The organism is Pseudoxanthomonas daejeonensis (assembly GCF_022637495.1).
GTDB lineage: Bacteria > Pseudomonadota > Gammaproteobacteria > Xanthomonadales > Xanthomonadaceae > Pseudoxanthomonas > Pseudoxanthomonas daejeonensis.
The window spans coordinates 314,106-333,607 of sequence record NZ_CP093331.1 but is presented as its reverse complement, the minus strand read 5'-3'; the positions used below and the strand labels follow the sequence as shown (position 1 = coordinate 333,607).

Here is a 19,502-nt window from a genome sequence, read left to right as displayed (position 1 = left end):
TCGCAATCCCATCGACATCGGAATCGCGGCGCCTTCGGTGTCGCGGTCGTGCCCGCTCCTACAACAGGCACGCCCCGTGCCATCTGCGCCTAAAGTGGCGGGCTGCGATCCAGGAAGACGATCACCGCATGCAGCAGCAGCCCGATCAGGCCGCCGACCAGGGTGCCGTTGAAGCGGATGTACTGCAGGTCGCGACCCACGCTCAGTTCCAGCTGCTCGACCAGGTGGCGCTCGTCCCAGGCCTTGACCGTCTGGGCGATGTAGTCGGTGACGCCGCCGCGCAGGCGCAGCGCGAGTTTTTCCGCACCGCCCATCACGTGCTGGTTGATCGCCTCGCGCAATGCCGGCTCGCGTTCCAGCGCCTGGCCCAGTCCGCCCAGGGAATGCTGCAGGTGGCGCGCCAGGACGCCGTCCTCGCGTTCCAGGTCGGTGCGCAGACTGGCGTGGATCTGGTCCCAGAGGCCGCGCACGTAATCCTGCACGCTCTCGTGCTCGATCAGCTTCTGCTTGATCGCCTCGACCTTCTCCGCGAGGGCCGGATCGCGACGCAGCCTGCGCACGTAGCCCTGCAGCCAGCGCTCGTAGTCACGGCGCAGCGGGTGCTGCGGCTGCGACAGGATTTCGTTGAGCTCGTCGAGCAAGGCCCGGGCGATGCGGTCGGCGAGGTTGTCGGCGATGCCTTCCACCGGTTTGACGAAATCCACCGTGCCGACCAGTCGCGGCCATTCCTTGCGCGCATGCTTGACCAGCAGTTCGGAAGCGCGCTGCTTCACCGATTCGTCGTCGAGGTAGGTGCCAAGCCGGCGCAGCGCTTCGTCGAGCAGGACCTGGTGGCGGCCGTCGGCGGTCAGCAGGCCGAGCACGTCGCCGGCGCTGGCGGCCGCGTTCCAGTTGCGCAGGCGCGCGATAACGAAACCCTGGATCGCCTCGCGCACCGCGCGCTCGTCGAGCAGGTCCAGCGCCTGCAAAGCCCAGCCGCGGGCCAGCTGGGCCAGGCGTTGCGACTGCTCCGGGCGCCCCAGCCATTCGCCGAGTTTCGCCGCCGGATCGAACACTTCGAGCTTGGCCAGCAGCGTCTTCGGTTCGAGGAAGTGGTCGCGCACGAAGGCGGCCAGGCTGTCGGCGATGCGTGCCTTGCTGCGCGGGATGATCGCCGTGTGCGGGATCGGCAGGCCCAGCGGATGGCGGAACAGCGCCACCACCGCGAACCAGTCGGCCAGCGCGCCGACCGTGGCCGCTTCGCAGAACGCCGAGACCCATGCCCACACGCCCTGGTTGCCCATGACATGGCTCAGCACGAAGCCGGCCAGCATCGCCAGCAGCATCACCAGGGCGATGGCCTTCATGCGGCGCAACTGCGCGCGGCGTGGGTCGTCGATCATGCGTGCACGTCAGGGAGGGAGGCGCGATGCAGTGTAGCGGCCCGTGCGTGCACGCCCCATCGACGCGATTCCGACGGCCTCGGCGTCGCGGCCTGAAGTCCGCTCCTACACAGAAGCCGAACGTCGCTGCGGGTGCCAACCCGGAAGGGCAGCCTTTTCAGGAGCGTGCATGGCCGCGAAACCGAGGGCGTCGCGATTCCGAAGTCATCGCGATCCGGGGGGCGTCGGCTTCGCGGCCTGAAGTCCGCTCCTGCAGGAGGTCGACTGCCGCCCAAATACCTCAGCCCGTGGAAGGTTTCGCCCTTGTAGGAGCGGGCATGACCGCGACACCGACGACGCCGTAAACGCGACGGCGCCGGCTTCGCAGCCCGAAGCCCGCTCCTACAGCGACAGCGCCTCGGCGACCGGAGTGAAGGGCAGGTTGAGCGCATCGGCCACCGCGCGGTAGGTCAGCTTGCCCGCGTGCACGTTCAATCCGTTGCGCAGGTTCACGTCGTCCAGCAGGGCCTGCACCACGCCCTTGCCTGCCAGTGCCAGCGCATGCGGCAGGGTCGCGTTGGTCAGGGCGAAGGTGGACGTGCGGGCCACGCCGCCGGGCATGTTGGCCACGCAGTAGTGGATGATCCCGTCGATCTCGTAGGTCGGTTCCTGGTGGGTCGTCGCGCGGCTGGTCTCGAAGCAGCCGCCCTGGTCGATCGCCACGTCCACCAGCACCGACCCCGGCCGCATCAGCTTGAGATGGTTGCGAGAAAGCAGCTTGGGCGCGGCCGCGCCCGGGATCAGCACCGCGCCGATCACCAGGTCGGTGTAGGGCAGGCGGTCCTCGATCGCGTCGCGGGTCGAGTAGATCGTGGTCAGCCGGTCGCCATAGAGCTCGTCGATGTACTTCAACCGATCCAGCGAGCGGTCCAGGACGGTGACGTGCGCGCCCAGGCCCATCGCCATCCGTGCCGCGTTGATGCCGACCGTACCGGCGCCGATCACCAGCACTTCGGCGGGCTTCACCCCCGGCACGCCGCCGAGCAGGATGCCGGAGCCGCCCTGCGCTTTCTCCAGTGCGTGCGCGCCGGCCTGGATCGACATGCGCCCGGCGACCTCGCTCATCGGCGCCAGCAGGGGCAGGCCGCCGCGGTCGTCGGTGACGGTCTCGTAGGCGATGGCCGTGCAGCCGGAGGCGAGCAGCGCCGCGGTCTGCTCCGGGTCCGGGGCCAGGTGCAGGTAGGTGTAGAGCACCTGGCCCGGTCGCAGCATCGCGCACTCGGCCGGCTGCGGCTCCTTGACCTTGATGACCATCTCCGCGCGGCCATAGACCTCGGCAGCGCTGTCGACGATCTGCGCGCCCGCGGCCTCGTAGGCCTCGTTGGCCAGGCCGATGCCGGCGCCGGCATCGCGCTCGACCAGCACCTGGTGGCCGCGCGAGGAAAGTTCGCGTGCGCCACTGGGGGTAAGGCCGACGCGGTACTCGTGGTTCTTTATTTCCTTCGGGACGCCGATCAGCATGGTGGATCTCCGTGGATTGCGAGGCGCGGGGGCGTTGTCGTCTGTTGTTTGGTGTGCTGCTGGCTGTGCCGCGTTTTTTCTGTAGGAGCGGACTTCAGGCCGCGAAGCCGGGGACGTTGCAGTCGCGAAGGCGTCGCCTGGGCCGAGGACGCAGGCTTCGCGGCCTGAAGTCCGCTCCTACAAGAGGCTGTCCGCCAGAGCTCCCGGCCGCCACATCGGCTTAGACTCCCGCCAGCACCTCGCCGAGCATGGAGAACATGTCGTCGATGTGGCGTCGTTCCACGATCAACGGCGGCGACAGCGCGACCGTGTCGCCGGTCACGCGCACCAGCAGGCCCTTGCGGAAAGCGCGCTCCAACACCTGGTAGCCGCGCGTGCCCGGTGCGCCCTGCGGTGCCAGTTCGACCGCGCCGATCAGGCCGTAGTTGCGGATGTCGACCACGTTCGGGCCGCGCAAGGCATGCAGGCCGTCCTGCCAGTACTGCTCCAGCTCCACTGCACGCTGGAACAGGCCTTCCTCCTCGTAGGTGTCCAGCGTGGCCAGTGCCGCGGCGCAGGCCAGCGGATGGCCGGTGTAGGTGTAGCCGTGGAACAGGTCGATCGCGTTGTCCGGCCCCTGCATGAAGGCGTCGTGGATCCCGGTCGATGCGAACACCGCGCCCATCGGCACGCAGCCGGACGTCAGGCCCTTGGCGACGGTCATCATGTCGGGCGTCACGCCAAAGCGCTGCGCCGCGAAGGCCTCGCCGACGCGGCCGAAGCCGGTGATGACCTCGTCGAAGATCAGCAGGATGCCGTGCCTGGTGCAGATGTCGCGGATGCGCTGCAGGTAGCCCGGTGGCGGCAGGACCACGCCGGCCGATCCGGAGATCGGCTCGATGATCACCGCAGCAATGGTGCTGGCATCGTGCAGCTGCACCAGCCGCTCGAGGTCCTCGGCCAGTTCGATGCCGTGCTGTGGCAGGCCGCGCGAGAACGCGTTGCGCTCGATGTCCAGGGTGTGGCGCAGGTGGTCCACGCCGGGCAGGCCGGGGCCGAACCACTTGCGGTTGTTGGGCAGGCCGCCCACCGAAATACCACCGAAGCCGACCCCGTGGTAGGCCTTCTCGCGGCCGATCAGGCGGATGCGCTGGCCTTCGCCGCGGGCGCGGTGGTAGGCGATGGCGATCTTCAGCGCGGTGTCGACCGACTCCGATCCGGAGTTGGTATAGAACACATGGTCCAGCGGTCGCGGCGCGATCGCCCTCAGTCGCTCGGCGAGTACGAACGGCAAAGGCGAGCCCATCTGGAAGTTCGGCGCAAAGTCGAGCGTCGCGACCTGGCGGGCCACCGCTTCCACGATCCGCGGCCGGGCATGGCCGGCGTTGCAGCACCACAGGCCGGCGGTGCCGTCGAGGATCTGCCGGCCCTCCACGTCGCGGTAGTACATGCCTTCGGCGCTGGCCAGCAGGCGCGGGGTCTGGCGGAACTGGCGGTTGGCGGTGAACGGCATCCAGAACGCATCCATGGCCGCCGGCGTGGCCTGGTTCTGCGCGGCGTAGTGGTCGGCCAGGGCGGTGCGGATGGCGTCGTCGTCGCGACTCATGGGGCAGGCTCCATCGGGGGACGGGGCGCCGCGGGCGCCGTTCGATAAATTCAACGCTGCGGCCGAGTCTACGCCAAAAATTGACCTGCACGGGGCGGTATGTAAAGTATCCGCAACACGTCCGGCCAGTGGCCGGCGGGAGCGACAGACGCATGGACATCGGTGCACGCCTGCAGCGGGTACGCACGGCCCGCGGCCTGAGCCAGCGCGAGCTGGCCCGCCGGGTGGGCGTCACCAACAGCACCATTTCGCTGATCGAGCAGAACAAGGTCAGTCCGTCGGTCAGCTCGTTGAAGAAGGTGCTCGACGGGCTGCCGATCTCGCTGGCCGATTTCTTCACCCTGGACCTGGACCCGGGCCCGCCGGAGCAGCCGTTCTACGCCGCCGACGAGTTGCCGGACGTGGGCAACAACGACATCCACTATTACCTGGTCGGCCAGCACCGCCCGCAGCGGCAGATGTGCATCCTGCGCGAGGTGATGCCGCCGGGCACCGACACCGGCGAGTCGATGATCGAGCACGAAGGCGAGGAGGGTGGGGTAATCGTTTCCGGCCAGGTGGAGGTCACCGTTGGCGCGCAGGTGCGCGTGCTCGGGCCGGGCGAGGCGTACTACTTCGAGAGCAAGGTCCCGCACCGCTTCCGCAACGTGGGCGACACCGAGGCGGTGATCGTCAGCGCGAATACGCCGGCGACGTTCTGATGGACTGCAGTTCGTCCCTTTGTGGTCCTCGGGCGCTTCCAGCGCGGGGATGGGCGGCTGGCGGCGATCCGGCGCGAAGCCTGCCGACGTCCATGTCCCCCGGCTCCGGCCTGCGGCCGCAGCCTCCTCCTCTACTTGCCGTCGGCAGGCCTCGCACCGGATCGCTGGTGCGTGGCGAGGCCGCTGGATAACGCATACGGTTTCCGCTTGCGCGGACACGATCGCTGACGATCTGGAGATTCCAATGAGCAACCCCCGCACCCGCGCCGACTGGCAGGCCATGGCCGATGGCCTGGTCCTGCGCACGCAGGCTTTCATCGACGGCAGGTATGTCGATGCCGCCGACGGCAGGACGTTCGATTGCGTCAGCCCCATCGATGGCCGGGTGCTGGGCAAGGTCGCGTCGGGCAGTGAGGCCGACATCGACCGCGCGGTGCGCGCGGCGCGGCGCAGCTTCGAGGCCGGTGGCTGGTCGCAGGCCCGGCCGGTGAAGCGCAAGAAGACCCTGCAGGCACTCGTGGCGCTGATCGAGCGGCATGCCGACGAGCTGGCGCTGCTGGAATCGCTGGACATGGGCAAGCCCATCGACGATGCGCGCAACGTGGACATCGCCGCCACGATCCGCTGCTTCGGCTGGACCGCCGAGGCGCTGGACAAGGTGTATGGCGAAGTGGCGCCCACCGGCAACGACGAGCTGGGCCTCATCACCCGCGAGCCGTTGGGCGTGGTCGGGGCGATTGTTCCCTGGAATTTCCCGTTGCTGATGGCCGCGTGGAAGCTGGCGCCGGCGCTGGCCATGGGCAATTCGGTCGTGATCAAGCCTTCGGAGAAGTCGCCGCTGAGCGTGCTGCGCCTGGCCGAGCTGGTCGCAGAAGCCGGCATCCCCGATGGCGTGTTCAACGTGGTGCCCGGCTTCGGCAAGGAGGCCGGCGAACCGCTGGCCTCGCACATGGACGTGGACGGCCTGGTCTTCACCGGATCGACCGCGGTGGGCAAGCGCCTGCTGCAGTGCGCCGGCCTGTCCAACATGAAGCGCGCCTACATGGAATGCGGCGGCAAGAGCCCGAATGTCGTGTTCGCCGATGCGCCGGACCTGGACAAGGCGGCCGAGGCCGCGGCGTCGGGCATCTTCTACAACCAGGGCGAGGTCTGCACCGCCGCTTCGCGCCTGCTGGTGGAGCGCTGCATCCAGGAAGAGTTCGTCGCCCGCGTGGTCGAAGCGGGGCGGAAGATGCAGCCCCGCCATCCGCTCGAGCCCGGCGCGCCGATGGGTGCGATGGTCGACGAAGGGCAGACCCGGCGCGTGCTCGACTACATCGCCAAGGGCCAGGCCGAGGGTGCGCGCCTGGCGCTGGGCGGCAACCGCCTGCAGACCGTGGAAGGCGGCTGCTATGTCGAGCCGACCGTGTTCGACGACGTGCGCCCGGAGCATGCGATCTCCCGCGAGGAGATATTCGGGCCGGTGCTGGCGGTGATCCCGTTCGACGACGAAGCCCAGGCCCTGCGCATCGCCAACGACACCGAGTACGGCCTGGCCGCCGGCGTGTGGACGGCGAACCTGTCGCGCGCCCACCGCATGGCCCGCGGCTTGCGTGCCGGCAGCGTCTGGGTCAACTACTGGGACGGCGGCGACATGACCGCGCCCTTCGGCGGCTACAAGCAGTCAGGCAACGGCCGCGACAAGTCGCTGCACGCCTTCGACAAGTACACCGAGATGAAGGCGACCTGGATCAACCTCGGGGATTGAACCGGGCCGGCTCCCCGGTTCCGGGAGCTTCGGCCGGTACGGCCTGCGCCGCGTCGAAGGCGTCGCAAGGCCAATATCTCCAGCCGTCGGGCTTTTTGCCTTGCGCGCAAGGCCCGGAGCCTTGCGATCGCGACGTCTGGCAGCTTGCGAAGGGTCTTCCAGCGCCGATACCGGCCCGGTTTGCCCTGCGTGCAAGCCGATGAGCCTTGCGCGCGAGCCCGTTTGCCTGGGACTCGCAAACCGATTCGCCTTGCGCGCAGCGTCCGTGCCTTGCGCGCAAGGCAAAAAGCCCGACGGGTGGAGCTTTTTTCCTTGCGGATCGGGCAAAACGCTGCAGGCTTCGAACCCGGAGGCCCGGGCGGGCGGCTTGCTGGCCGGCGCGTGCCGTTCGCAGGCGCGGCATCCGGGCAGAAAGCCGCAGGCGTCGCACGGAATGCCCGGCGCGTCGCCCCTAGCGTCCCGGCGGTCGTGCCCGCCTGGCGGGCATCGGGGAAATTTCCCCGGCATCGGCGCGGAAACCGGGTGCCCGGTCAGGCGGAAGGAGCGCTCCACGCCGCCTCGGCCAGGACCTCGTCCTCGTACTCGGTGAACCGCTGCAGCGAGAACGAATCCAGGCGCAGCGACTGCGCCGCGGTGGAGAACGCCAGCGTGGCCAGCACGCGTTCGGGATGCCGCGCCCACGGCGGCACGTAGCGCGGCGCGGCGACGAGGCCGCTGTCGCGGAACGTGGCCAGGGTCACCAGGTCGCCCAGGGTGACGCGTCCGCAGAACAGAAGGCGCAGGGTGTCGCCGCGGTTCTCGTGCAGGGCGCGCTTGACGAAGGCGGTCACCAGCAGCAGGCCTTCCAGGTAGGCGCCATCCTTGGTGAAGCAGACGCGCCCGCGGACATCGCCACCGCGGAAGATGCGCGCAGCGCTGCGGTAGCTGTCCACCTCCGATTGCCCGGCGGCCAGGAACGCGCGGAAGACTTCGATGAAGTCGGCGCCGGCCAGCGCTTCCTGCAGGCGCAGGACGCGTAGCGCCAGGCGCCGCAGGCGGTTGATGTCCATGGCGCCGGTGATGATCTCGGAGAACGTGGCGAGGCCTTCCTGGGTGCGCGTGGTGCGCGGCGCGCCGGTGCCCAGGCAGCGCAGCCACGGCTGGTGCTTGCCGTTGAGCATCGTCGCCGAGTGGATGAACGCCTCGTGCTCGACCAGCTGGTCCAGGTCCAGGTCGGAGAACATCGCATCGGCGCGGATGCGGATGACCTTGCTGCCCGCCGCCGCCTTGGAAGCGAGCTCGGGGTCGAGCACGACCTGCACCGGATCGTCGGTGAAGAACGGATCGATCCGCTCGCGCAGGCGCGCGGCGAAGTCGGGTGCGGGGATGTCGTACGGCACGTCGGGAACGAAGCGCGAATCTATCAGCTGGTCGGTTATCTCCAGCATCTTCGCGGCGGACTGGGTGGTGGTGGCGTCCTGTGAACGGTAGTGCGTGGCCGGATGCCCGTAGAGCAGCGCCGAGCACTCCGTGAACCGGGGCGTGCCCACGCTGGAAAGCATGAGCGCGGCGACGCGGTAGCTCCACGCGGTCTTGTACAGCCAGTCGCCGATCGGATGGCCGCGGTCGAGCCGGGGCAGGATGCCATCGAGCGCCTCGATGGTCGCGGCATGGTCGACCGGCTGGGTGGGTGGCGCGGGCATTTCCGGGCTGCCGGCGCGCCAGCGTTCGAGGAAGCGCGCCTCCATCGCGACCGGCCACGCCAGCCCCGACAGCACGCGGACCTTGCTGCCGATCTTGGCGATCCGCGCGTCGAATTCCAACAGCGGCGAAAGGGCGGGGTCCGCACGGGCGGGATTCGCGGTGCCTGGATCGAGGGCGTGCATGAGGTTTCCATCCCGTAGGCGTCAAGAACGGATGCGACCGGCGCCGGAGCGCTGCAGAACGTGGAACCGGCACAGCGGGCCGCGGGCGTGCCACTTGCCACCTTAGCGTTGCGCGCCGGCCGGGGAGGTTCAATGGGGCCTTGGCCCAACGCCGGCGGGCGTGCGCATTTCCGCTTCAGGGAATCCCCATGCGGATGACCTGGCCGAAGCGGTCTGGCGTGCTGCACGCGATGTGTCCGCTGCGCTGCATTTCGCCGCAGGTGCGGATGCGGTCGCGCTGGCGCTGGCGGCGCGAGGCTGGGCACGCGCACGCGCTGCGGGCGCGCCCCGCGCAGGCAGCTTCACCGGACAGCGCAACCACTAGCTGCGCTCCAGCTGCTCCAGCAGGGCCCGCCGGTGCTCCAGCGTGCGCATCCGCCGCAACGTGGCCGCCAGCAGCGTCCGGTCCTGGCGTTCGCCCAAGGCATCGCTCAGCCGGTGCAGGCGCGTGGATGCGGTCGTGTCCTGGCCGATGATGTCGAGCCTGAGTCCGGCGAGGGCATCGATCTGCATGCGCAGGCGGCGCGTGCGGCGACGCCAGCGATGCAGGTCCTCCGGGGTGGCGGTGGCCTTTGCCCGGCGTGCCGCCTTTTCCACGCGCCGGGTCTGGCGCACCAGCCCGGCACGGATACCCGGCCTGGCCAGCGCGTCCCACGGCAACGCCTGCAGCAGGCGTGCCGCACGCGCGAGCGCGCGCCGCCGTTTCGCGAAGCCGGGATCGGCGGACTGCTCGCGTCGGGCCAGGCGGTCGGCACGCTGTTCCAGGGCGTCGCTGGCCTGTTTCCAGCGGTTGTCCCGGGATTTGCGGCCCTGCGTGCCCGCGGCAAGCGCGATCGCCCGCGCGTCGCGCAGCGACCCCAGGCTTTCGCACACGCGGCGCAGGGCCCGGTCGGCCGCCTCGACGTCGAGCTCCGCTTCGACCAGGGCGATCAGCGAGCGCGCGCGGCGGATCGCCTTGCGCGCCGCATGCACGCGTGCGTGCACGTCGCCGGTCTCCGCCAGTGTCTGGGCGGCCACCTCGCATTCGTGCTGCAGCAGTCGGCCCAGCCTGCTTCCATGGGAGGCGGAAGGCATACACGACCCGTGCGAACGGTCCGGCCGGCGATGCTACTCCCCCCGCCGCCGGCTGCAACCGGGCCGGGACTGACGCAGCCGGACGTCGCGCGCGGTTGGTTGCTGCGGCAACCGCTCCACGCCGCGCACGCGCCTGCGTTCCCGCTGCTTCCTCGATCGTCCGCCCGATTAGAATCGACGCTCCCACACGGCAGGCCCCTTTCCGCATGACCGCATCGTCCACGCCCCTGCGCGGCAGCATCGTCGCCCTCGTCACCCCCATGCTCGAGGACGGCAGCGTCGATTACGCCGCGCTGCGGAAACTGGTCGACTGGCACGTGGCCGAGGGCACCGATTGCATCGGTGTGGTCGGCACCACCGGTGAATCGCCGACGGTGGACGTGGCCGAGCACTGCGAGATCATCAAGGTCGCCGTCGAACAGGCGGCCGGGCGCGTGCCGGTGATGGCCGGCTGCGGCGGCAACTCCACCGCCGAAGCGATCGCGCTGGCGCGGTTCGCGCGCGAGGTCGGCGCCGACAGCCAGCTTCAGGTGGTGCCGTACTACAACAAGCCGGGGCAGGAAGGGCAGTACCGCCACTTCAAGGCGATTGCCGAAGCCACCGGCGACTTGCCGATCGTGCTCTACAACGTGCCCGGCCGCACCGTGGCCGACCTGCAGCACGACACGGTGCTGCGCCTGGCGCAGGTGCCGGGCATCGTCGGCATCAAGGAAGCCACCGGCAACCTGGAGCGCGCGCAGTGGCTGGTCCGCGAGGCACCGCAAGATTTCGCCATCTATTCCGGCGATGACGCCACCGCGGTGGCGCTGATGCTGTGCGGTGGCCATGGCAACGTCAGCGTCACCGCCAACGTGGCGCCGCGCCTGATGCGCGAGCTGTGCGCCGCTGCGTTGGCCGGCGACGTGGCGACCGCGATGTCGATCCAGCGGCGCCTGCTGCCGGTGCACCGGCAGCTGTTCGTCGAGGCCAATCCGATCCCGGTGAAGTGGGCGATGGCTCGCCTGGGGCGCTGCGGCGGCACGCTGCGGTTGCCGATGACCGAGCTGGAACCGCGCAACCAGGCGCCGGTCGAGGCAGCACTGCGCGAAGCGGGACTGCTGGACTCGTGAGCGGCCTTCGAAGGTGCGGCCCATGACGCGGCCGGCAGGCCTGCTCAACCTCGGGCCGATGGAACAGCTGCGCGCCGGGCGCCTGCCCGAGCGCGTGCTGCGCCTGCTGGCCGGCCTGTGGTGTTATGGCCTGGCCGCGGCGCTGATGATCGAGGGCGGGCTGGGGGCGGCGCCGTGGGACGTATTCCACCTGGGCGTGTCCGGACGGGTGCCGCTGTCGTTCGGCACGGTCATGGTGATCACCTCGGTGGTCGTGCTGCTGGCCTGGATCCCGTTACGGCAGATGCCCGGCCTGGGCACGGTGGCCAACTCGCTCCTGCTGGGACCGTTCGCCGACATCAACCTGCATCTGCTGCCGACGCCCGATGCGCTGTGGCTGCGCACGATGTTCATGCTCGCCGGCGTGGTCGCCTGCGCCTTCGCCACCGCCCTGTACATCGGCGCGCAGCTGGGGCCGGGACCACGCGATGGACTGATGACCGGGCTGACCCGCCGCAGCGGCTGGCCACTGCGGCGCGTGCGCACGCTGATCGAGCTTGTCGTGCTGGCGGTCGGCGTGCTGCTGGGCGGCACGGTGGGCGTGGGCACGGTGGTGTTCGCCTTCGGCGTCGGCCCGCTGACCCAGTGGTTCCTGCGCGGGCTGGTGGTGCGCCTGGAGCCGCCGGCCAACGGAGCGGCGGAGGGCGACGCCGGCTGACGTCGCGCTGGCGTAGCGGCGCATCGGCGCCCGGGTTCGCAGCTCCGCATCGCCGACGGCGGCGGGATAGACTCGGTGCCACGGGGGAGGGAGCGGGTGACCATGGATTCGCCACGGGTGGATATGCGGTTCCCGATCGCCTTGCGGTATCTCGCCGCACTGGCGTTCGCCCTGTTGCCCTGGCGTGCCGCCGCGCAGGAGATCGAGCCGCGCTCCTATTCCAACGTGCCGATCGGGGTGAATTTCCTGGTCGCCGGCGCGGTGCAGACGCGCGGCGGCCTGAGTTTCGATGCCTCCGTGCCGATCACGAACGAGGACCTGAAAACCACCAGCCTGGTGACGGGCTATGCGCGCGCGTTCGCGCTGTGGGGCCAGTCGGCCAAGTTCGATGTGGGCGTGCCGTACACGCGGCTGAGCGGCAGCGCCGACTATAGCGGCATGCCGATCGAGCGCAAGGTCAGCGGCTTCGGCCGGCCAGCGATGCGCCTGTCGGTGAATTTCCTCGGCGCGCCGGCGATGGACATGGCCGGGTTCAAGGACTGGAAGCAGGACCTGATCGTCGGTGCGAGCCTGCAGGTCGCGCCGCCGCTGGGCCAGTACGACCCCGACCGCATCGTCAACATCGCCAGCAACCGCTGGTCGTTCAAACCCGAGCTTGGCCTGTCCAAGGCATCCGGGCCGTGGATCACCGAACTGAAGCTGGCGGCGACCTTCTACACCGACAACGACGCGTTCTACGGCGGCACGACCCGCTCCCAGGATCCGCTGTACGCGCTGCAGGGCAACCTGATCCGCGGCCTGGCGTCGGGTGCGTGGTGGTCGCTGGATGCCACCTACTTCGCCGGCGGGCGCTCGCAGGTCGATGGCCTGCACAATCGGGACCTGCAGCAGAACTGGCGCGTCGGCGCCTCGCTGTCGCTGCCCGTGGATCGCAGGAATTCGGTGAAATTCGCGATCAGCAGTGGCGTGTACGCGCGCACCGGCAACGAGTTCGATGCCCTGGCGGTGACCTGGCAACATCGATGGGGTGGCGGGGTGTAGCGACCGTCGGCGTCCGCGCCGCGGAGCCGCCATCGCCGCAGGTGGTTAAACTGCGTGCCCCTGTCCGCGATGCCCGCCATGTCCGACCCGGTCCGCCTTGCCCATCGCGTCGCCGAGCTGCTCGGTTGCTCGCGCGCCGATGCCGAGCAGTACATCCGCAACGGCTGGGTGTCCGTGGATGGCCAGGTGGTGGAGGCGCCGCAGCACCGGGTGACGGACGAGCGCGTCGAGCTGGATCCGGACGCCACCCTGGAAGCGGTGGAGCCGGCCACGATCCTGCTGCACAAGCCTTCGGGCTGGAATGCGATCTCCGGGGCCAAGCCGGCCAGCGCGCTGGTGACGCCGGAGAACCGCTGGGCCGATGATCCGTCCGGCATCCGCCCCTTGCAGCGCCACTTCCACCGGCTGACGCCACTGGTGTCGATGGATGCCGAAGCCAGCGGACTGATGGTGCTGACCCAGGATGGACGGGTCTGGCGCCGGCTCACCGAGGACGGCGACGAGATCGAACACGAGTACATCGTCGAGGTCGATGGCGAGCTGGCCCCCTACGGCATGCACAAGCTCGGCCAGGGGCTGTCGTACAACGGCCGCGTGCTGCCGGCATGCAAGGTCAGCTGGCAGAACGAGACCCGGCTGCGGTTCGCGATCAAGGGCGTGCAGGGCGGGCAGCTGCGCGAGATGTGTCGCCAGGTCGGCCTGCGGGTGGTGTCGATCCGGCGCCTGCGGATCGGCAAGATCTCGCTGGGCAAGGGCCCGGACGGGGCGATGCCGCCCGGCGCCTGGCGCTACCTGCCCGCCGGCGAGCGATTTTGAGCGTAAGCGGCCGGGAGTCCGCTCCCACGAGGGGCCGGTCGCCTGTGTAGGAGCGGGCATGACCGCGACACCGGGGGCTACTGAATCACGATGGTGTCGAGCGTGCGGAGGCGGGGACGTCGGCAACTTTAGGGTGCTGCTCTGCCGAGGGCGTCGGCTTCGCGGCCTGAAGTCCGCTCCTGCAAGAGCGTCGGCTGTCCCCTTGCAGGAGCGGGCACGACCGCGACACCGGGGCCGTGGCCTACGCAGCGCCGTATTTCCGCCGTGCCGGACCACCCCAATGTCGCGTTCCGCGACCAGTCGCGCCTTGTGGCCACGCGTCGTCTTCCGCCGCCGATCACGCCCTTCTACGCGTCGTCTTCCGCCGCCGACCGTGCTTCCTTCTACGCGTCGTCTTCCGCCGCCGCTTCGCGCCCCTGTTGCCGGATCAGCGCTTCCTCGCGGGCGTCGTTGATCGCGTGGCGCACGCTGTCCAGGTCGATGCTGCTTTCGTCCGGGGTGAATTCGCCGGTCAGCACGGTATCCGGATGCAGCTCGCCGGCCTCGAACAGGGCCCACATCTCCTCGCCGAACCAGGTGTCCAGCAGCTCCGGCGCGAAACGGCCGAGGCTGGCGGTGAGGTTGTTGACGTCGCGCAGCAGCATCGTGCGGGCGGCGTTGTTGCCGCCGGCGCTGACCACCTGCGGGAAATCGATCACCACCGGGCCGTCGGGCCCGACCAGCACGTTGTAGGCGGACAGGTCGCCATGGATCAGGCCGCAGCACAGCATCAGCTGCACCTGCCGGACCAGCACCTTGTGGTACGCGCGGGCCTGGTCGGCCTCGAGTTCGACCTCGCCCAGGCGCGGCGCGCTGAAGCCCTGGTCATCGGTGACCAGTTCCATCACCAGCACGCCGTGGAAGTAGCCGAACGGTTCGGGAACGCGCACCCCGGCGGCGCGCAGCTGGTACAGCGCGTCGACCTCGGTGTTCTTCCAGGCCGTCTCCTGCTGCTTGCGCCCGTACTTGGTCGCCTTGCCGATCGCGCGCGTCTCGCGGCTGCCGCGGACCTTGCGGCCTTCCTGGTACTGCACGCGCTGCTGGAAGCTGCGTTGCGCCATGTCCTTGTAGACCTTGGCGCAGCGCACTTCGCCGCCGCTGCGGACGACGTAGACCGCCGCTTCCTTGCCGCTCTTGAGCGGTCGAAGCACCTCGTCGATGACGCCGTCGTCGATCAGCGCCTGCAGGCCTTGGGGTGTTCTCACTGGATTCCGGAAGGTGGGGGCCGTGGCGGGCACGGCCGTGGATGCGTGATTTTCGCATCTCCGGTCCGCCGCGGCCAATCGCAGTCCCGGCGCGGCCCCGCCGCGTGGCTGTCAGCGTGGGGCGGCGGCCCCACCGCGCACACGCCACGGTTCACCCGGACCCCGCACATAGGTGCGCCAGACATGGCTCCATGGCACCACCAGCGGCACCAGCACCACCCCCATCAGGCAGGCGAACAGGCTTTCGCTGCCGTAGGCATCCAAAGTGCCGGCGCGCCAGGCCGGCAGCGCGGAGGCGACCACCCAGATGACCTTCCAGGCCAGTTCGAACAGCAGCAGCGGCAGCATCTTCAGCGGATGGCGCAGGCCCAGCAGGCACATCAGCGAAAGCCCGCCGAGCAGGGCGCGGATCACCGAATGCGGATCGGCGGCCGGACTGGAGGGCGCGATGATCGAAGGCCAGATCGTCAGTCCGAGCCCGACGGCGATCAGCAGGTACATGCCGCGCAGCAGGCACAGGCGCAAGGTCGAAATCTGTGGCATCGAGGGATTCCCGGGTCCAGGCTGGATCGAAGATAGACCGCCGCCATCGCCGGGCCATGTGCCGGAGGTGGGGAGACCAGCGGCAGGGTAGGGCGGTGGCCGCCCGCACGTGTTCGCGGCGCGACACGAGCGGTCGGGCCGGCGGGCACGCGCCGGTTCGGGCGCCTGCGCGGAAACCCGGGACTGCGTCCCGCTAGTAGCCCAGCGGCAGCGTCGCCGCCATCGCCTGCAGGCGTGCACTCACGTAGGACGCGTGCTCGGGCCCGGCCACGCCGGCGATCGCCTCGGCCGCGTCGGCGAAGGCATCCATCAGTTCGTACGGCGGGGTGTCCATGATCAGCCGCGGCAGGCCTGCCTCCAGCGCATCGAGCATCGCGACCACTTCGGGATCGGCTTCGTCCATCTGGCGTGCCCATGTCCGGGGGAAGGCATCGCGGCCGAGGATAACGCAGGCCGGCGACTTCGCCCACGCTTCACCTTCGGACCGCGCCGGACTCGCCGCGATCGGCGAAGCTGCCGACCCGGACGGACCGAGGGCGCCATCGCCGCGGCCGGCCGATTGCGCACCGATACACGGGAGAGGCGACGATGGAAGGCAACAGCGAAATACCGGCTCGGTCCGGCCGCGGCTGGCGCCGGCTGATGTGGGGCGGGGCCGCGATCCTGCTTGCATTGCCCGCGCTGGCGATGCAGTTCACCCGCGAGGTCACCTGGGGTCCCGGGGACTTCCTGGTTTTCGGCGCGATGCTGCTGGCGGCGTGCAGCGCGTGCGAAGTGGCGGTGCGGCTGTTCAAGAACCGGCCAAGCCGGCTCCTTGCGATCGCGGCCGTGGGCCTGGCCTTCGCGCTGGTCTGGGCGGAGCTGGCGGTGGGGATCTTCGACTAGGCCGTCAGGTGGTCGTTCAAAGGGCGCCACGACGGACTCCCGGGGGAGCCGTCGTGGCGATGGACCTCAGTACACCTGCGGTTCCGGCGCCTCGCCGGGTTCGGCTTCGATGGCCGCACGGTCGTGGCTGTGGTCGCGGGCCAGGTACAGGTAGACCGCGGGCAGCACGAACAGGGTGAACGCGGTGCCGATCGTCATGCCGGCGGCGATCACCATGCCCATCGAGAAGCGCGCGGCGGCACCGGGGCCGTTGGCGATCAGCAGCGGGAACATGGCGAACACCAGCGCGGCGGTGGTCATCAGCACCGGGCGCAGGCGGATGCCGGTGGCCTGCTCGATCGCCTCGCGCTTGGACAGGCCCTGCTGCTGCAGCTTGTTGGCGAACTCCACGATCAGGATGCCGTGCTTGGCGATCACGCCGATCAGGGTGACCAGGCCGACCTGGGTGTAGATGTTGATGCTCATGCCCGGGAACGCCTCGATCCCGGAGAACTGCAGCACGCCGGCCAGCAAAGCCAGCGCGTTGAGCACCAGCAGCGCGCCGGAGATCGCCATCGGCACGGTGATCAGCATGATCAGCGCGTCGCGGAAACTCTCGAACTGCGCGGCCAGGACCAGGAAGATCGCGATCAGGGCGAATGCCAGGGTGACCAGCATCGCCGCGCCTTCCTGCTTGAACTGGCGCGACTCGCCGGCGTAGTCGACGCTGTAGCCCTGCGGCAGCACTTCGGCCGCGGCCTCTTCCAGCACGCGCAGCGCCTCGCCCTTGGACACGCCGGGACGCGGGGCGAAGGTGATGCCGACCGCGTTGAGCTGCTGGAAGCGCTTGAGCGTCTGCGGCTGCGCGGTTTCCTTCAGCGTTACCAGGGTCGACAGCGGTACCAGCTCGCCGTCGCGGGTGCGGGTGTAGTAGTTCTCCAGCTGCGCGGCATTGAGCCGGTCGCTGCGCTGCACCTGCGGGATGACCCGGTAGGAGCGGTTCTCCATCGCGAAGCGGTTGACGTAGCCGCCCGAGAGCATCGCGGCCATGTCCGCGGCCAGGGTGCGCATGTCGATGCCGAGCAGGGCCGCCTTCTCGCGGTCGATCTGCACCTCGATGCGCGGCTTGTCGATCTTCAGGTCCTTGTCCAGGAAAATGAAGCGGCGGCTCTCCATCGCCTTCTGCAGGATCGCGTCGGACAGCTCGCTGAGCTGCGCCAGGGAGCCGATACCCAGGACCAGGAACTCGCCGCCGCCACCGTCGCCGCCGGCGGTAGGCAGGGAGGGTGGCACCAGGGCGAAGGTGTTCAGGCCGGTGATCGAAGCCAGTTTGGGTTGCAGTTCCTGCTGCAGGATCTGGTTGGTCGAGCGGTCGCGCTGGCTCCAGGGCTTGAGCACGAAGCCGCCCATGGCACTGTTGCTGGCGCCGCCGCCGCCGCCGAAACCGCCGTTGAACAGGAAGAAGTCGTTGATCTCGGGGATGTCCTTGACCGCGGTTTCCAGTTCTTCGGTGTAGCGCTCCACGTAGTCCAGCGTGGTGTACGCGTCGGCGCTGCCGACCGCGAAGATGAAGCCTTCGTCCTCCAGCGGGGCCGGCTCCTTCGGCGCGGTCATGTACAGGAACACGCACGAGACCAGCACCAGTGCCCCGAAGACCGCGATCACGCCGCGGGTCTCCAGTGCGCTGTGCAGGCGCCGCTCGTAACCGGTGCGCAGCGATTCGAAGCGCGCATCCAGCCAGCTCTCGAGCCGGGTCTTGCCGTGCTCGCTGTGCGGCTTGAGCAGCTTGGCGCACATCATCGGCGACAGGGTCAGGGCGATGATGCCCGACAGCAGCACCGAGCCGGCCAGGGTGAAGGCGAACTCGGTGAACAGCACGCCGGTCAGGCCGCCCTGGAAGCCGATCGGCAGGTACACCGCGACCAGGGTCGTGGTCATCGCCACCACCGGCCAGGCCAGCTCGCGCGCGCCCTTGATCGAGGCGTCGTGCGGGCTCATGCCCTCCTCGATGTGGCGATGGATGTTCTCCAGCACGATGATCGCGTCGTCAACGACGATGCCGATCGCCAGCACCATCGCCAGCAGGGTCAGCAGGTTGATGGTGAAGCCCATCAGCAGCATCAGGAACAGCGCGCCCACCAGCGACAGCGGCACGGTGACCGCCGGGATGATCACGCTGCGCAGCGAGCCCAGGAACAGGAAGATCACCACGATCACGATGACCACCGCCTCGATGATCGTCTTGACCACCTCGTTGATCGCGTCCTGGATCGACTCGGTGCTGTCGTAGGGAATGCTGGCGACGATGCCTTCCGGCAACTGCGGCACGATCTCGCTGTCCCAGACCTTGCGGACCTCCTCGATCACTTCCAGCGAGTTGGCGTCGGGCGAGACGAAGATGCCCATGAAGGTGGCGGCATCGCCGTTGATTCGCACCGAGGTGCCGTAGTTCTCCGAGCCGAGTTCCACGTCGGCGATCTCGCCCAGGCGGACGATCGCGCCTTCCTGCTCGCGCACGATCAGCTGGCGGAATTCCTCCGCGCTGCGCAGGTCGGTGCGCGCGGTCAGGTCGACCGAGACCATCTGGCCCTTGGTCGAGCCCAGCGCCGAGAGCACGTTGTTGGCCTGCAGCGCGGCATGCACGTCGCTGGCGGTCACGCCCAGTGCGGCCATGCGGTCGGGCTTCATCCACACGCGCATGGCGAAGGTGCCGGCGCCCAGGATGTCGGCGCGCTGCACGCCCGGGATCGTGGCGATGCGTGGTTCGACCGCGCGCATCAGGTAGTCGGTGATCTGGTTGTTGTTGAGCTGGTCGCTGGCGAAGGACACGTACATCGCCGCGATCTGCTGGCCCTGCTGCAGGTCGATCACCGGGTCTTCGGATTCGGCCGGCAGCTGGCTGCGCAGCTTGTTGACCTTGGCCGCGATCTGGGTGAGTGCCTCGTTGGCGTCATGGTCCAGGCGGATGTAGGCCTGGATCGTGCTGATGCCCGCGGCGCTGGTCGAGGTCAGGTAGTCGATGCCCTCGGCGCTGGCCACTTCGCGCTCGAGCGGCGTGGTGACGAAGCCCTGCATCAGGTCCGCGTCGGCGCCGTAATAGGCGGTGTTGACCGTGACGACGGCGTTCTGCAGCTCGGGGTACTGGCGCACGTTCAGTTCGTTGAACGAGCGCAGCCCCAGCAGCAGGATGAACAGGCTGACGACCATCGCCAGCACCGGCTTGTTGATGAAGATATCGGTGAATTTCATCCGGGTCCTCCGCCGCTCCCGAGGGGAGTCGGCCGGAAAGAAGGTA

16 protein-coding genes are annotated in these 19,502 nt (G+C 69.3%); 7 read left to right on the top strand and 9 right to left on the bottom strand.

The window, feature by feature from the left end; genetic code table 11:
- Nucleotides 1-89 precede the first annotated feature (89 nt).
- The 3 genes from MNQ95_RS01585 to aptA form a co-directional block, all read right to left on the bottom strand.
- Nucleotides 90-1,382 (bottom strand): DUF445 domain-containing protein, encoded by a 1,293-nt coding sequence (locus MNQ95_RS01585; RefSeq protein WP_425605694.1) that lies wholly within the window; start codon nucleotides 1,380-1,382, stop codon nucleotides 90-92.
- A gap of 381 nt (nucleotides 1,383-1,763) precedes the next feature.
- Nucleotides 1,764-2,882: an alanine dehydrogenase gene (gene ald, locus MNQ95_RS01580; RefSeq protein WP_162411102.1), complete on the bottom strand. Its 1,119-nt coding sequence runs from the start codon at nucleotides 2,880-2,882 to the stop codon at nucleotides 1,764-1,766.
- A 220-nt stretch (nucleotides 2,883-3,102) separates the two neighbouring features.
- Complete coding sequence (aptA, locus tag MNQ95_RS01575; RefSeq protein WP_425605693.1) at nucleotides 3,103-4,467, bottom strand: omega-aminotransferase AptA; 1,365 nt, start codon at nucleotides 4,465-4,467, stop codon at nucleotides 3,103-3,105.
- A gap of 152 nt (nucleotides 4,468-4,619) precedes the next feature.
- On the opposite strand from aptA, the gene MNQ95_RS01570 reads away from it, so the two are divergent.
- Nucleotides 4,620-5,168 (top strand): cupin domain-containing protein, encoded by a 549-nt coding sequence (locus tag MNQ95_RS01570; protein ID WP_162411100.1) that lies wholly within the window; start codon nucleotides 4,620-4,622, stop codon nucleotides 5,166-5,168.
- Between the two features lie 244 nt (nucleotides 5,169-5,412).
- Nucleotides 5,413-6,915, top strand: coding sequence for an aldehyde dehydrogenase (locus tag MNQ95_RS01565; protein WP_241953608.1), 1,503 nt, complete (start codon nucleotides 5,413-5,415; stop codon nucleotides 6,913-6,915).
- A gap of 530 nt (nucleotides 6,916-7,445) precedes the next feature.
- Here MNQ95_RS01565 and MNQ95_RS01560 read toward each other — a convergent pair.
- Together MNQ95_RS01560 and MNQ95_RS01555 are read right to left on the bottom strand one after the other, a co-directional pair.
- Nucleotides 7,446-8,780 (bottom strand): tyrosine/phenylalanine carboxypeptidase domain-containing protein, encoded by a 1,335-nt coding sequence (locus MNQ95_RS01560; RefSeq protein ID WP_241953607.1) that lies wholly within the window; start codon nucleotides 8,778-8,780, stop codon nucleotides 7,446-7,448.
- A gap of 360 nt (nucleotides 8,781-9,140) precedes the next feature.
- Nucleotides 9,141-9,836, bottom strand: coding sequence for a CHAD domain-containing protein (locus tag MNQ95_RS01555; protein WP_241953606.1), 696 nt, complete (start codon nucleotides 9,834-9,836; stop codon nucleotides 9,141-9,143).
- Between the two features lie 263 nt (nucleotides 9,837-10,099).
- Between MNQ95_RS01555 and dapA the strand changes: the two genes are divergently transcribed.
- From dapA to MNQ95_RS01535, 4 genes are all read left to right on the top strand, one after another.
- On the top strand, nucleotides 10,100-11,002 hold the full coding sequence (gene dapA, locus MNQ95_RS01550) for a 4-hydroxy-tetrahydrodipicolinate synthase (RefSeq protein ID WP_241953605.1): 903 nt from the start codon (nucleotides 10,100-10,102) through the stop codon (nucleotides 11,000-11,002).
- Between the two features lie 22 nt (nucleotides 11,003-11,024).
- The gene (gene yczE, locus MNQ95_RS01545) at nucleotides 11,025-11,699 is read left to right on the top strand and encodes a membrane protein YczE (RefSeq protein ID WP_241953604.1); all 675 of its coding nucleotides are present in this window, start codon (nucleotides 11,025-11,027) and stop codon (nucleotides 11,697-11,699) included.
- A gap of 102 nt (nucleotides 11,700-11,801) precedes the next feature.
- Nucleotides 11,802-12,740 carry a transporter gene (locus MNQ95_RS01540; RefSeq protein WP_241953603.1) on the top strand — a complete coding sequence of 313 codons (939 nt, stop codon included), beginning with the start codon at nucleotides 11,802-11,804 and terminating at the stop codon, nucleotides 12,738-12,740.
- Between the two features lie 78 nt (nucleotides 12,741-12,818).
- A complete protein-coding gene (locus MNQ95_RS01535) occupies nucleotides 12,819-13,556 on the top strand; it encodes an rRNA pseudouridine synthase (protein ID WP_241953602.1) in 738 nt (245 codons plus the stop codon).
- A gap of 383 nt (nucleotides 13,557-13,939) precedes the next feature.
- Here the strand turns inward: MNQ95_RS01535 and MNQ95_RS01530 are convergent, their stop codons facing one another.
- The 3 genes from MNQ95_RS01530 to MNQ95_RS01520 form a co-directional block, all read right to left on the bottom strand.
- Nucleotides 13,940-14,800, bottom strand: coding sequence for a PA4780 family RIO1-like protein kinase (locus MNQ95_RS01530; RefSeq protein ID WP_241953601.1), 861 nt, complete (start codon nucleotides 14,798-14,800; stop codon nucleotides 13,940-13,942).
- 111 nt (nucleotides 14,801-14,911) lie between these two features.
- Entirely contained in the window at nucleotides 14,912-15,343 is a 432-nt protein-coding gene (locus tag MNQ95_RS01525) for a hypothetical protein (protein ID WP_241953600.1), read from the bottom strand.
- Nucleotides 15,344-15,536: 193 nt separating this feature from the next.
- On the bottom strand, nucleotides 15,537-15,746 hold the full coding sequence (locus MNQ95_RS01520) for a hypothetical protein (RefSeq protein WP_162411090.1): 210 nt from the start codon (nucleotides 15,744-15,746) through the stop codon (nucleotides 15,537-15,539).
- Nucleotides 15,747-15,931: 185 nt separating this feature from the next.
- Between MNQ95_RS01520 and MNQ95_RS01515 the strand changes: the two genes are divergently transcribed.
- The gene (locus MNQ95_RS01515; protein WP_202922887.1) at nucleotides 15,932-16,228 is read left to right on the top strand and encodes a hypothetical protein; all 297 of its coding nucleotides are present in this window, start codon (nucleotides 15,932-15,934) and stop codon (nucleotides 16,226-16,228) included.
- 66 nt (nucleotides 16,229-16,294) lie between these two features.
- On the opposite strand, the gene MNQ95_RS01510 is transcribed toward MNQ95_RS01515, so the two are convergent.
- Entirely contained in the window at nucleotides 16,295-19,456 is a 3,162-nt protein-coding gene (locus MNQ95_RS01510; protein ID WP_241953599.1) for an efflux RND transporter permease subunit, read from the bottom strand.
- Nucleotides 19,457-19,502 lie beyond the last annotated feature (46 nt).

Coding starts and splice junctions, on each gene's coding strand:
- MNQ95_RS01565 (WP_241953608.1), top strand. CDS start 5,413: ATGAGCAACCCCCGCACCCGCGCCGACTGGCAGGCCATGGCCGATGGC.
- aptA (WP_425605693.1), bottom strand. CDS start 4,467: ATGAGTCGCGACGACGACGCCATCCGCACCGCCCTGGCCGACCACTAC.
- MNQ95_RS01585 (WP_425605694.1), bottom strand. CDS start 1,382: ATGATCGACGACCCACGCCGCGCGCAGTTGCGCCGCATGAAGGCCATC.
- MNQ95_RS01525 (WP_241953600.1), bottom strand. CDS start 15,343: ATGCCACAGATTTCGACCTTGCGCCTGTGCCTGCTGCGCGGCATGTAC.
- MNQ95_RS01540 (WP_241953603.1), top strand. CDS start 11,802: ATGGATTCGCCACGGGTGGATATGCGGTTCCCGATCGCCTTGCGGTAT.
- yczE (WP_241953604.1), top strand. CDS start 11,025: ATGACGCGGCCGGCAGGCCTGCTCAACCTCGGGCCGATGGAACAGCTG.
- MNQ95_RS01560 (WP_241953607.1), bottom strand. CDS start 8,780: ATGCACGCCCTCGATCCAGGCACCGCGAATCCCGCCCGTGCGGACCCC.
- MNQ95_RS01510 (WP_241953599.1), bottom strand. CDS start 19,456: ATGAAATTCACCGATATCTTCATCAACAAGCCGGTGCTGGCGATGGTC.
- MNQ95_RS01570 (WP_162411100.1), top strand. CDS start 4,620: ATGGACATCGGTGCACGCCTGCAGCGGGTACGCACGGCCCGCGGCCTG.
- ald (WP_162411102.1), bottom strand. CDS start 2,882: ATGCTGATCGGCGTCCCGAAGGAAATAAAGAACCACGAGTACCGCGTC.
- MNQ95_RS01535 (WP_241953602.1), top strand. CDS start 12,819: ATGTCCGACCCGGTCCGCCTTGCCCATCGCGTCGCCGAGCTGCTCGGT.
- MNQ95_RS01515 (WP_202922887.1), top strand. CDS start 15,932: ATGGAAGGCAACAGCGAAATACCGGCTCGGTCCGGCCGCGGCTGGCGC.
- dapA (WP_241953605.1), top strand. CDS start 10,100: ATGACCGCATCGTCCACGCCCCTGCGCGGCAGCATCGTCGCCCTCGTC.
- MNQ95_RS01520 (WP_162411090.1), bottom strand. CDS start 15,746: ATGGACGAAGCCGATCCCGAAGTGGTCGCGATGCTCGATGCGCTGGAG.